Source organism: Leptospira kobayashii (assembly GCF_003114835.2).
Taxonomy (GTDB): Bacteria; Spirochaetota; Leptospiria; order Leptospirales; family Leptospiraceae; genus Leptospira_A; species Leptospira_A kobayashii.
In genome coordinates this window covers 959,891-972,256 of the sequence record NZ_AP025028.1, presented here as the reverse complement: position 1 = coordinate 972,256, position 12,366 = coordinate 959,891, and the positions used below count along the sequence as shown (strand labels likewise).

The following is a 12,366-nucleotide window of genomic DNA, read 5'->3' as shown; positions in this document are numbered from 1 at the left end:
CCGAGACTTGGATTAACTTTCTTTTTTCTTTTTTAAAAATTCTTTTACCAAATCGGGAATCATTCCCAAAGAAGTATGGATCCTATGCATTTCCAAAGCTGGTCTTGCGGGAATTCCGAAATACGCTGTTTTTTCTTTTGAGTCTTCCGTAAGTCCGGAAAGGCCCATCAGAATTGATCCTTTTCTCATTGTTAGGTGTTCGGCAACGGCGGACTGTCCTGCAAGGAAACATCCGTCCTCAATCGTAACGGAACCGGCAAGCACTGTCGCTCCTGCAATATAAACGTAATTTCCCACACGGCAGTTATGGCCGACATGAACATGATCGTCAAACTTAGTAAAGTTGCCGATAGTAGTCGCTTCAATCGCTGCACGATCCACAGTGCAACAAGCTCCCATCTCTACATCATCTCCGATGATTACGTTCCCGATTTGAGGAACCTTATAACGAACTCCTGCATAATCATAAAATCCGAAACCGTCCGCACCGATCACAGTGTTTGCATGAATCAGATTATTTTTTCCCAACTTGCAATTGTAATAAACGATAACACCGGATTTAAGAGTTGTACCGGCACCGATTTCCACCCCAGGTTCCAAAACCACACCGGGAAATAATGTGCAGCCATCCCCTACTATCACATTTTCTCCCACATATACATTCGCCATGATCGTGACGTTTTTTCCTATCTTGGCCGAAGGATGAATGGTAGAAGAAGAGGAAATTTCCTGTTTATAATCCGGCTTTTTTTCAAAGAGAGCGACCACTTCTATGAATTTTACCTTGGAACCTTCTTCGGGAATAATGACCGCATTCGGAAAGTTTTCACTTAATGACTGGACAGTTAATGAAATTTGTACGTCTTTTGACTTCTGATGTTTCAATAAATATTTTTTCGAAGCTACGTAATATATGGAATTCGGATCTACCGGAGAGTGATGTTCCAGATCTTTAATGCCTGTTATTTCCAGTTCCCCGTTGCCATGAACCGTGCCACCTAAACGATTTGCCAAATCTTTCAGTTTCATTCTAACCACCCTTTTCGAATTAGTTTCAAGGAATTGTTTTCGGGACATATTTCAATCATATTTTTCCATTTTGATCTTAGTTGTAAGCCCCGGAATTCCGAAAATAATAATGTGAACCCTCGAAATTATAAATTCATTCCTTTTTTCTTATACTTATTTGCTCTAACTTACACTGTTCAATATGATGGAAGGTCTAGTTCACTTTTCGCAGACGAAGGACTACTATTCGAAGAGCCCTTCAAAAAAATACAAAGAGAAGAATCAGAAGAAAAATTAACAATCCACTTTCCCAAAAAATCCTTTCTGATTGTAAAACCCGAACAGTTGAAACTTCAAAAATTCACCGAACTTTTGTTAGTCGATCAAAACAAGGAAATATGGATTTATGCGCATTCTTGGGACGGGGGAAATGAAAACCAAGAATTGATTCTAAGCGAAAAAAGATCCCTCGAGATCTCCCGGTTTTTACTGATACATGGTGTGAAAGAAAATCAAATCAGAAGATTATTTTATGGAAATACGAAACCATTGAATCATGGTTTCACAACAACCGATCAGGCATTATTGCGCAGAGTAGAACTGCAAATAGCCGATAAAAAATAAAATCTAAATCCCTTTCCAGGTTTTATAATCCCTGGCATCATCAATATCACCCAATTTCGGCAAATTGTAAAAGGAAAGATTCAAATCCTTCCCGCGTTTGGTCGTAATTTCATATACCTGATCCGTACTCCAAACCATATCCTGAAACAATTCGGTAAAAACCCTTTTTAATCCGAGTAAATAATACCCTCCGTCCAGTGCAGGTCCGATCACATAATCAATCTTGTCCGAAAGATGATCGTAAGCATTCATTAGAATCTCAGAGGATAGATAAGGACAATCCGTACCTATAATGCACACTAACGAATGTTTACCTAAGACTTCGGAAAATGCTTCCGCCATTTTTAAACCTAGATCCCCATCCACTTGTTTTCTATGAATGCAATCATCTGAAAAATAATTTTGATTCTCCGGAATTCCTCCGTCCCAATAAATATATTTCGCTACAGGCAGTGAGCGGATAATATCATCCGTAGTCCGCAAAAGTTCTATATAAACTTCCAATGCCAAAATCTCACCAAGTCCCTCGGCAAGCCTTGTTTTTACTTTTCCCAATCTAGGATTTTTTGCGAAAATAATTAATGCACGGTCTTCCATAAATACAGGCAAATAAACTAACTCCTTCTATCATAAAAAAAAACTCGGAGAAAAATGTATATTGAATTGAGTACAATAAGTACGAAAATCCGGAGAAAATCGAAAAAACAAGAAAAACTCCCGAATAAGGAATTTTAGAACTAAGAAGTGCGAATAAAGGTAAGACATACCATGGGTGGATCACCGGTGAAAACGAAATCATAAGAAGAAACCCTACAAAAATTGCTTCCTTCAAATTTCGTTTTTTATAATATAAATAGAATAAATAAATTAGTCCCCCCGTTACCAATGCGATAGTTCCGGATAAATACGTATAATCAGCAAACGGAGATAATGCGAAATATATCAAAAACTCGAATAAAGAATGGAAACGGAAAGAGTGAAAAAATAAACCGATCCCTGAAGAAGCTTGGTTCCCCAATTTCGAAAATAAACTGAAAAGGAGGATGGTAAATGACGAACAGATCGCAAAAACAAAAAAGATTTTTTGTTTTTTAGAAAGTAGAAAAAAACTTCCGGGAATCAAAAACAACAAGCTCAACTTAACTTGCAAAAACAAAGAAAATACAAAATGAAAACCGCCGAATTTTCTTGCTTCAAACAATCGGTAAGAGAGTAAAATCAAAAACACCAAAATCGGTTCCGGGTGAATCTGTGAAACGGATTCGATGACCACCAAAGGATTACCTGCATAAATCCAAAATTCCTTTTTCGATTTCTCCTTATCTTCACCTATCATAAATAAGTTGGCTGCTTCAAAACACAAAAGAATAAATTGCAAGAGTGATATTTTTGCGAAAAAAGATAGACCGAAAAACCACGGAAGATAAAACAAAATTTGAAGTAACGGCGGATATACGGAATAATATGCTTGGCTGTTCATGTTTCGATAGAGAAACAGCGCCTCCTCAGTCACAGAACCACCCTGTTCCAAAAACTCGTGAGGAGAAAATACGAACGGATTAACCGAATGTGAAACTAAATACCCGTCCCACAAAAAACGGTAAAAGTCATCGGAAAGAGAAGGTATCGCTCCGATTGTAACGATTCGGAACAGTATTCCTAAATATAATAATTGTTTGGTTGTAAAATCCGGAAGATAACGAAAAGAAACAATATAGATGCCAAAAAGAGAAAACCAAATGACAAAGACATTGATCGGGTCGTTTCGATCAAATGAATGGACGGAGAAAAAGATGGCAACAGAGTAAAATACAAAAAATATTTTCGACAAACATCCTGCCTAACGGCCGCGAAGAATCAATAGTTTGAAAAAAGTATAAAGGATCTTGATTCCTACGCGAATTGCCATGACTAAATTACCCGAGATTTTCGATACGCCTGCATGCCTTCGTCTGTACCAAACACCCACTTCCACAATTTTCATTTTTTCCTGCAAAGCGCGCACATGCATCTCAATATTCCAGCCCCAAGTTTTATCTTTCAAGTTAAGTTTCAAAAGGGACCCGTACCGAATGATCCGGAAAGGACCCAGATCCGTGAATCTTTGCCGAAAAAAAATCAATATCAACAAACAAGTCAGCCAATTTCCGAATTTTTGCAAAAAACCGAGTGACCCTTCTTCCACTTCCTTTATGGTTCTGGAACCAATCACCAAATCAGCGTTTTGTGAACGATAGGTTTTTATCAATAAATTCAGATCTGCAGGATCATCAGAACCGTCTCCGTCACAAATAAGAATCCAATCGGGAAGTTTTTTCCTTTTTGCGATTTCAGAAAGAGCGCACAAACAAGCGTTGCCGTAACCTCTTTTCTTCTCAAAGAGTACGTTCACTCCGAAGGATCGGGCGATCTCATTGGTTTTGTCAGTGGAATCGTTATCTACTACGTATACGTTTTCTTTCGGGATGAGTTCTGTGTCCAATAGACCTTTGAGAGCAAAAGCAATGGAACCTTCTTCGTTTTTTGCCGGGATAATAACACAAGAATTATTCTCCACGACGGCTCTCATTTAACTTAAATAAGTCGGGAAGCGAAGTATTGAGGACCTTTTTCGTTTTCCAGCTGTATTTCGATTCCAATACCAAAGAACTATGTGGATAATGTTTCTTCAATTCCTTGATCTTATCTTCGTATTCTTTCGGAGCACCTGTGGTATATTTTTTCACATAATCGGAAGTGGAATTGGTAAGCCGAACATGATAAACGCGAAGTGTCACTGACACTGCCTCAGCATTCGGAATCTTTGCTTTCCAATCTCTGATTTCTTTCGGCTTCAAGCGGTTGTCTGCAACTTTCCTTGCCTTCGGAGACCATTCCCAATCCTGTCCGTAACGGATTTTATCTTTCGCAATTTCCTTTCCGTCTTTATCGAACCATACCAATTCCAATTTCAGATGCCTCTCAGGATCGGCGGAAGGTAAATAGTGTCCCGCATTCTGATTTTGAATTGTAACGATGATATCGGAATCTTTCCACTCCCAACCGACGAGTGCAATTCCCGGCTTGTAACCTCCCGGAATTTGTTCTTTATAAAGTTCGAACTTTTTCGGAACTCCACCGCCAATAAACGCATGTTTGTGGGCATTTCTTTTGGGCTTATTCAAAGACGGAATTACAAAGGATCTTTGTACGGAAGGAAGATGGCAATTCACACAGGTTTTTTCGGAAAAATGTTTTGATGCCTCTTTCAATTCTCCGCCTGTCTGAAAGGAACAAACCAGACTTGCATTCAATTCGTAAGTCTCATTATGACAATCATAACAGCGGTTACGTAGAGCTTCCGCGTCTATTTTTACCGGATGAGGAGGACTCGTGTTTCCATTCGCTCCGATCACATAAGAAGCACCTTTTCCATCCACACGCACATGGCAAGTGGCGCATGTGATCGCTTCTTTTTGCATGATCGGATCAAATCCGGGGTTTGGAATTTCTATCGGCTGAAAATAGTCTCCGTGATTCAAATTCAATACGATGTTCTCTCTCTGATTTTGAACAGGGATATGGCAATTCAGACAAATCCATTTCGGTGAAGAAGTTTTGGAAAGTTCCGCTTGGAACTGCAAATCGGAAAGAGCCTGGGAATGAGTGGAAGTTTTCCATTCCTTATAAATTTCCTCATGGCATTTTCCGCAATTCTCGGCTCTAGGAGCACCTACTCCTTGCAAGTCGGGAAGCTGCGTCACAGTCTTTGCCCATACTTTTCCGGGAAACACCTGTTCCACAGGAACAGGATTGGGAATCAGCTTCTGTCCTATAAAAACGATAAAGGCCGATAGGACGGATACGGAGAGAAAAATCGAAACGATTTTGAATCTATTCAAGTTTTTATTTCACTAACGGATAATCGGATGCATTGAGTGACGACCACTCCCACATGGACCCGGAATAATTTTTTGCACTGATACCGTAAGATAACAATACCGAGGTGGTCCAGGCGGATCTGATTCCTCCGGTGCAATAGGAAACGATTGTCGCATTTTTAGAGATGGATTGTTTGTTCAAAATGGTTTGGATTTCTTCTTTGGATTTAAGGTATCCTTTCTCATCCAAAAAATCTTTGAAATAAATCCATTTTGCTCCGGGAATATGACCACCTCTGGATTCTCCGTAAGGAGTTTCACCTTTGAACTCTCTCTCTTCCCTCACGTCCACAATGTACAGGTTTTTGTCGCCTGCTTTCCAAGCTGATTTCAATTTGCTGTGATCGATATCCAATTCCAGAGAAGATTTATCAGGGAGGGTGTTTGATTTCAATTCCTGTTTCACGGGAGATTTTTCTTTGCCTGCTTCCACCAGATAACTAGAGTAAGCTTTCGCACCACCATCGATCCAAAAAGAATTTTGATATCCGACGGAACGCAAAGTCCAAACGATTCTACCTTCTTCTCCCCAACCGTTCAAAGGATCTCCGATGACCACTACGGTAGCTTTTTCATTTACGCCCAGTTTTCCCAATTTCGATAAAATATCTTTTTTCGCGAGCAACTTACCATTATTAGGTGACTTATCAAGAGAGAATTCCTCCCAGGTTACCGATTTCGTATCCGCGATTTTGGGTAAAAAACGAAGCGATATATCACGTGCATCTAAAAAAACAGCTCCCGATTGTTTCAATTGGTAAGCTTGTTCCGCAGAAATGATCCAGGATTTTGCCAAATCCCATTTTTTTCTTTGGTCCGCACTGATTAAGTCGGAACCTACTACAAATACAAAAGCCAGCAAAAAGGCCCAAACCCCGTAGGAATTGAATACGATTTCCGCTATTTTTTTCATTCCATTGCCCTCTTCCGTTTTCTCTCAAACTTAGACGTCTTCTTAAAGAATCTTTAAGTATTATGAAGATAAGGCATAAAAATAGCCCATTTACGTCAATAAAATAAACTTTTCATCTGCAAAAACGAATTTTTCTTGCAGATCCAACCCTACTTCGAAGTCTAAGCTTCAGGTAGAATTTTATGAAACTTGGCTATTATCCGGATGTAGTGAACGAAAATGCGACCAGAATTGTTGCCTTTTCCGTTGTAGTGATCGGAGTACTCTCGATCCTTTTCCCCAATCCATACCTTCTCGGCTTTCTCCTTTTTGGATTTACCGCAAGATTGAGTTACGGACCGAAATATGAACCGTTTGCCTGGCTCACCGCCAATTGGATTGTTCCCAAATTAAAGATTTCTTTTATAGGAACCGCAGGACCGCCCAAAAGATTCGCGCAAGCCATCGGATTTAGTTTTGCTCTCGCAGCATTGATTCTTTATTTTCTCAACTTAGGAACCGCTTATCAAATCGTACTGGGTATTTTGGTTTTTTTCGCTTCCTTGGAAAGTTTCCTTGGGTTCTGTGCAGGATGTTTCTTTTTCGGGATCTTAATGAAGTTAGGTGTAATTCCTGAAGAAATATGCGAACGATGCAATAACCTCAGCTTTAATAAATAATGCGTGTTTAAAAATCTGCAAACCGAATGGGGAAGGACACTTCCCTATCTTTTTTTCGTCTTATTTTTTTCAATATCCTTATCTTTCGGTTTTTATACGGTCCAATGGGGAATTCTCTCCTATATTCTAATCCTACTTCTTTTGACAGGATCTTTTTATCTACTAACAACCGTTTCTTTAGAGTTTTATAAAACCAATTTTTTCAAATTCGTCTTTTTCGGTTTGATTCTACGGGTCATTCTCTCTTTTTCAAATCCCATCTGGGAAGATGATTGGGCGCGGTATCTATGGGAAGGAGGTCTTGTTGCCCACGGAATTTCTCCTTATAACCATCCTCCGGAGTCTTTTTTCTCGGATACCACAAAACTAGCATTTAATGAAGCGGGCAGCGGAATACTTTCCAGGATCAATCATCCAGATTGGACCACTATTTATTTTCCACTGATAGAAGTTTATTTTTTTCTCTCGTACAAATTTTCCTATTATTCTTTAATCACATTAAAGATCGGTTACATTTTCTTTGATCTTGCGGTTCTATATTTTATATTCTCTTTAAAAAATGCAAGATCCGCTGTTTTGTATTTTTTATTTCCAATTCTATTGAAAGAAGTTTATGCGAATGCGCATTTTGAACTGATTCCCTTGTTTTTTCTTTTATTCTCCATATGGCTGAACGAAAAATCCTACGAAAGAATCGCTTGGTTCGTATTCGGTCTGGGAATTCACTGTAAATTGTTTATCGTATTTTTCATACCCTTGCTGATTTTACGATGGAATCCGGATACATTCCCGGACCGTTCCTATTTTATCAGACTGATAAAAAATACCATTTATCTTGCATTAGGTGCAATATTCCCGTTTATTTTTCTTCCCGCCCTATTGGATGGGGACTGGAAATGGAATCTATTTTCCGTTTTTGCATTTGGAAAAGAATTCGAATTCAACTCCCTTCTGTTTCCCATCATCAGAATCTTATTCCAAAACCAGGCAAGGCTTGCCGTTGTTCTTATTCTGTTAGCTGTAGCGATCTTTCTCTTCTGTATGAGAAAGAACTTGTTTCGAACAAAAGAAAAGGCATTCGAAATCACAGGCTATTTTTTTCTACTTTTCCTCATCCTCGCCCCCATTGTAAATCCTTGGTATTTTCTTTTTCTGCTTCCCTTTCTTTGGAAAAACATGGATGAAAAACCTTCTTTGCTCTGGCTCGTTGCAGTAGTCCCTCAAATGGCGTATTTGACCAACACAAACCTAGGACTTTCCCGCACGGAAGCAATGGGTTCCTCTGGGTTTTACAACCTTCCCATTTCGTTAAGAATAACAGAATTCACCCTCTTATTCATTATTTTCTTACTAGAATTTCGAATATTTTCTATTATACTTTACAAAATATCTAATATATTAAATTCATGGAAAAAGCTCCGGCCACCTATTAAAAAAGGGAAGAGAGATTTTTATGAAGAAGACAGAAGTTTTAGAAAACCAAACCAAAACTGAAGCGGAAGAACTACTAACAAGTGTTCTAGGGTTAACCATTAAAAAGCGCAGAATTGAGCTTGGTTATTCCATGGAAAGGGTTTCTCAAATATCAAACGTTAGTCGGGGAATGTTGGGATTAATAGAATCCGGCAAAACAACGCCTAGCATCGGAATTCTCTGGAAACTCTCGAAAGCTTTGCGGACTACAATTGCAGAAATGGTTCCCGACTTGTTTTTAAGAAATCCCAAAATCATCAAAAAAGAAGAAGCCAGGATTTTAAAATTGCATAAAGGAAATCTGGAAGCAAGAGCACTTCATAAAGACGAAAATGAAAAACTGGAGTTATATGAGATCAAGGTGGCACCTGGTTCCTACCCTCTTCCCAGCTGGTTCGAAAATCAATTTGAACAAAATGTTGTTGTATTGGATGGAAATCTGGAGCTGAACTTTCGGGATCGCAATTACTTTCTGGAATCAGGTGACAGCGCGATTTTCCTCGCTTCCGATCTGCTACAAATCAAAAACGCCGCCGATTCCATCGCGAAAATTTTTTGGGTCAATTCCCTCCAACACGACAAAAAATAACCCCCATCAGGGGAACTTATCATAGCTTCCCCAAAATGCTGAACATATTGTACAAATATCCAATCATCTGTTCGTAATAGCATATTTTTATTCATTATAACGGACTAATCTGATTGAATTCTAACCCCCTCCGTTTCAGTTTGGCTTATCTTCCTTTAGGGACAGAAACCCTTACCGGAGGAAATTTGCATTTAGAGGAAAATACCATGAAAAATATCATCGGTAAATTAGCAGTTGGTCTTGTCCTTTTTGGGTTTCTAGGAGCCTGCAAGAAAGACAAAGACGACAATACAGGGTTACTCGTTTTGGCAGCACTACTTGGAAACGGCGTGAAAGTAAATTCCGCGGCAGATCTTGCCGTCGAATCGGCAGACAATTATGATAACAACAATTACGGCTTAGTGACTGCGACCACAGTTAAAAAATGGATCGCGAACTGGGCAGGAACAAAGCCTGACGGAATTTCAGGAAACTTAGTAATCCTTCAATCGAACACAGCTGGTTCAGGACAAGAATACATTAAGCCGGCGACAGGAGTATTCGTTTACGATTGGAACCAAGGTGGTGGAACCGATATCAACTTTCGCCAAGAAAGAAATAGCGGGGTTACTTATGTTCCTACCGCTCTTCCTGACGGAGCAAGAACAGATGCATTTCTAAAATTTTATAATATCGATCTAACTAAAGATTTGGTTATATTTGCAGCGGGAACTGATACTGGAACAGGCGTTAATGGTGGTTCCGGAGCGAACGGTTATTCAACGGATCTTCCCAATGCACCGAAAGGCTCTATCTACCAAACTACTGCTCGCGGATTGTTCTGGTTAAGATATTGGGGGGCAGATAAGAAGAACCTAGCAATCTTAGACGGAGACATCAAAACACAATTTTCAGCATCGGAATTGGTAGCATCCGGCGGGCAAAGCTCACCAACTAATACAGGAACATTCTCCGTAAAATCTTTTAAGAATGTGGACAACTCGGTTTTAGCTCAACCAGTGGAGAACGTAATTGCCCTTGTGAAAGCAGGTGGAAATTCATCAGCAACTGGATTTTCCGGATCAGTGTTTATTGCTGACGCAAGATTCAACGGAAGCATAACAGCAAATGCCGAATATATCGGAACTGCAACAGCAACCGGAGTTAGTGAATACAACGGTAGCAGTTCAACAAATAACAAAAGTGCGATCGAAGGTCATATCAAAGGTGCGGTTTTTGCTCCATGGCCGAAATTCATCAACCAAACAACAGGTAGATTCAAAACAAAAGCGGAAATCGCTGCGCTTTGGAAAGACGTAACTTGGCAATCGGATAACGCAGGTAAATCGGGATACAAAGACGGACAAGTGATTTTACAATATTGCAGAACAAATGCAAGATCAATGATCACAGGAATGTCCACATTTATCATCCTTGGTAAACCGACTGCATTTTATGACAACTCTTGGATCGAATGGAGTTCATTGACTTCGACTACAGGAGGAAAACAAAACCTTCCTTCCGGTTCCAAATTCGCAACGGATTCTGCAGACCTTACTGAAAGCTTGCAATTCAATGCAACCGGTGTAGTTGCAACTTATGCTAACTTGAAAGTGAACGCTACTCCAACTACTTCCAGACAAATCCAAATCGACGACTTGACCTACAAAAACCAATAGTCCGATTCATTATACAAACCGCTCAATTCATTGGGCGGTTTTTCTTGCAATTATCCAATAAATTATACTTTTTGTCCTTGATAACAGACATTTGTTCTATTTTGTGGAACCAAGAGGCCTAAAACAATGAAAAAAATAATAACTGCATTCACTATATTCGTTATTACATCCCTCACTCTCTCCATTTTCCCCTCAGGAGGATTCGGAGGAGGAGGTGTCGCTCAGGTTCCCCAAGGAAAGGATAGGGAAAAGTTTCACCTGGGAAAAGCAGTCTTCAACCAAGAAGTAGAACTTGCCACAGCAACGGATAAGACAAAAGAAGTCGCCCAAGCGGAGAGACTGGATTATCTACAAGGTGCGCTCCCTAATACGGAAAAACGCAGAGTCAGTCTTCCCGACTTCGCAGGCAAATTGACGGAAGAACAATTGGATGCTTTGGAATATTTCGTTAGCATTCGGTTTAACGTAAAACTGGATAAGAAGTAATAAACTTACTTAAGTATATCATTATATACAATATTAATATGAAACATATAAAAAAAATCTTTGGCACAGTCTTCTTTCTATACTCTTCTCTGTCGGCGCAGCAGGCTTGGGCGCCCTACGAAAGACAACTTTGGGTACGACCCGTTTTCGTTCATTCGGAATATAACAGTGCTTATTTGGCAAACAATCATTCCAGCTATGACGATAATGTTCGGATCAATGCAGGAAGTTTGATTCTTGAATACGGAATCACCGATAGACTGACTGCGGACGTGAGCTCCGGTTTCGGAAAATTAGGACGTCATAAAATCTTTGATCGATTTTTCGGAACTCAAACAACTCCGGAATCTCCGGATAAATACGGAGTATTGGATAGCCGATTAGGACTTCGTTATAAGCTGATCGATGAATTTGATTCCAAGTATTTTTGGATGCCCACCATATCCGTTCGTGCAGGTGCGATTAAAAAAGGGGACTACGATCGTAACCCGCAAGCTTTGGGAGACGGTGCAAGTGGTGGAGAAGTAAATCTTTACCTCGCGAAAGACTTCAACTTCTGGGGATTAGGTGCTTTGGGAGAATGGAGTTATAGAAAAAGACAGGCTCCGGTACCGGAAGATATTCTTTACTACGGCGCATTCTATAAAAGATTTCTGGAGAATATTTTTTTCACCGTCGGGGGGAGAGGGCAAATCGGACAAGGTGGATATGCTTTTGCAGATCCAAGACAAGAACCTCCTTATAACTATTTTGATCTGAAGATCCCGGATCTAACCACAGGTGTAAACCTGGCGGATCTTTGGGTAGCAAATGATAGACCTGCTTGGGGAAGAAAAGAAGATTTCCATAACGTAGAAGTAGGGCTTGGTTTTTCGGATTCGTTCGGAAATTTTTATACCGTTTTCTATTCAAAAACCATATCGGGTTACAATACCGCCAAACTGGAAACAATCGGTTTCGCTGCGACTTTACCATATAATTTATAAAGGAATATACATTATGCGATCTATAAAAATTCCAATTCTTTTGCTAAGTT

The 12,366-nt window shown here is 39.7% G+C and carries 13 protein-coding genes; 7 read left to right on the top strand and 6 right to left on the bottom strand.

Features of this window, described 5'->3' with window-relative positions; all coding sequences use genetic code 11:
* Positions 1-12: 12 nt before the first annotated feature.
* Positions 13-1,029 carry a UDP-3-O-(3-hydroxymyristoyl)glucosamine N-acyltransferase gene (gene lpxD, locus DI077_RS04305; RefSeq protein ID WP_109020732.1) on the bottom strand — a complete coding sequence of 339 codons (1,017 nt, stop codon included), beginning with the start codon at positions 1,027-1,029 and terminating at the stop codon, positions 13-15.
* A gap of 111 nt (positions 1,030-1,140) precedes the next feature.
* Between lpxD and DI077_RS04300 the strand changes: the two genes are divergently transcribed.
* A complete protein-coding gene (locus DI077_RS04300; RefSeq protein WP_242935353.1) occupies positions 1,141-1,632 on the top strand; it encodes an OmpA family protein in 492 nt (163 codons plus the stop codon).
* Between the two features lie 3 nt (positions 1,633-1,635).
* Here DI077_RS04300 and DI077_RS04295 read toward each other — a convergent pair whose 3' ends face one another.
* From DI077_RS04295 to DI077_RS04275, 5 genes are read right to left on the bottom strand one after another with little or no spacing between them, the layout of a single operon-like run.
* Complete coding sequence (locus DI077_RS04295) at positions 1,636-2,187, bottom strand: TIGR04282 family arsenosugar biosynthesis glycosyltransferase (RefSeq protein WP_242935352.1); 552 nt, start codon at positions 2,185-2,187, stop codon at positions 1,636-1,638.
* A 1-nt stretch (position 2,188) separates the two neighbouring features.
* Positions 2,189-3,463 carry an MptA/MptB family glycosyltransferase gene (locus tag DI077_RS04290; RefSeq protein WP_109020635.1) on the bottom strand — a complete coding sequence of 425 codons (1,275 nt, stop codon included), beginning with the start codon at positions 3,461-3,463 and terminating at the stop codon, positions 2,189-2,191.
* Positions 3,464-3,472: 9 nt separating this feature from the next.
* The gene (locus tag DI077_RS04285; RefSeq protein WP_341461791.1) at positions 3,473-4,189 is read right to left on the bottom strand and encodes a glycosyltransferase family 2 protein; all 717 of its coding nucleotides are present in this window, start codon (positions 4,187-4,189) and stop codon (positions 3,473-3,475) included.
* Entirely contained in the window at positions 4,179-5,513 is a 1,335-nt protein-coding gene (locus DI077_RS04280) for a multiheme c-type cytochrome (protein ID WP_109020637.1), read from the bottom strand. Before DI077_RS04280 ends, DI077_RS04285 begins: the two co-directional genes overlap by 11 nt.
* A gap of 4 nt (positions 5,514-5,517) precedes the next feature.
* Positions 5,518-6,465 (bottom strand): sulfurtransferase, encoded by a 948-nt coding sequence (locus tag DI077_RS04275; RefSeq protein WP_109020638.1) that lies wholly within the window; start codon positions 6,463-6,465, stop codon positions 5,518-5,520.
* Between the two features lie 182 nt (positions 6,466-6,647).
* Between DI077_RS04275 and DI077_RS04270 the strand changes: the two genes are divergently transcribed.
* The 6 genes from DI077_RS04270 to DI077_RS04245 all read left to right on the top strand — a co-directional run bounded on the left by DI077_RS04270 (position 6,648) and on the right by DI077_RS04245 (position 12,316).
* Entirely contained in the window at positions 6,648-7,124 is a 477-nt protein-coding gene (locus DI077_RS04270; protein WP_109020639.1) for a DUF4395 domain-containing protein, read from the top strand.
* Positions 7,125-7,127: 3 nt separating this feature from the next.
* Entirely contained in the window at positions 7,128-8,618 is a 1,491-nt protein-coding gene (locus DI077_RS04265) for a hypothetical protein (RefSeq protein ID WP_109020640.1), read from the top strand.
* Positions 8,578-9,186, top strand: a complete 609-nt coding sequence (locus DI077_RS04260) for a helix-turn-helix domain-containing protein (RefSeq protein WP_109020641.1) — start codon at positions 8,578-8,580, stop codon at positions 9,184-9,186. The genes DI077_RS04265 and DI077_RS04260 overlap by 41 nt, the downstream gene beginning before the upstream one ends.
* A gap of 206 nt (positions 9,187-9,392) precedes the next feature.
* Positions 9,393-10,844 carry a hypothetical protein gene (locus DI077_RS04255; protein ID WP_135354892.1) on the top strand — a complete coding sequence of 484 codons (1,452 nt, stop codon included), beginning with the start codon at positions 9,393-9,395 and terminating at the stop codon, positions 10,842-10,844.
* Between the two features lie 126 nt (positions 10,845-10,970).
* Positions 10,971-11,330: a hypothetical protein gene (locus tag DI077_RS04250; RefSeq protein WP_109020643.1), complete on the top strand. Its 360-nt coding sequence runs from the start codon at positions 10,971-10,973 to the stop codon at positions 11,328-11,330.
* A 38-nt stretch (positions 11,331-11,368) separates the two neighbouring features.
* On the top strand, positions 11,369-12,316 hold the full coding sequence (locus DI077_RS04245) for a hypothetical protein (RefSeq protein ID WP_109020644.1): 948 nt from the start codon (positions 11,369-11,371) through the stop codon (positions 12,314-12,316).
* Positions 12,317-12,366 lie beyond the last annotated feature (50 nt).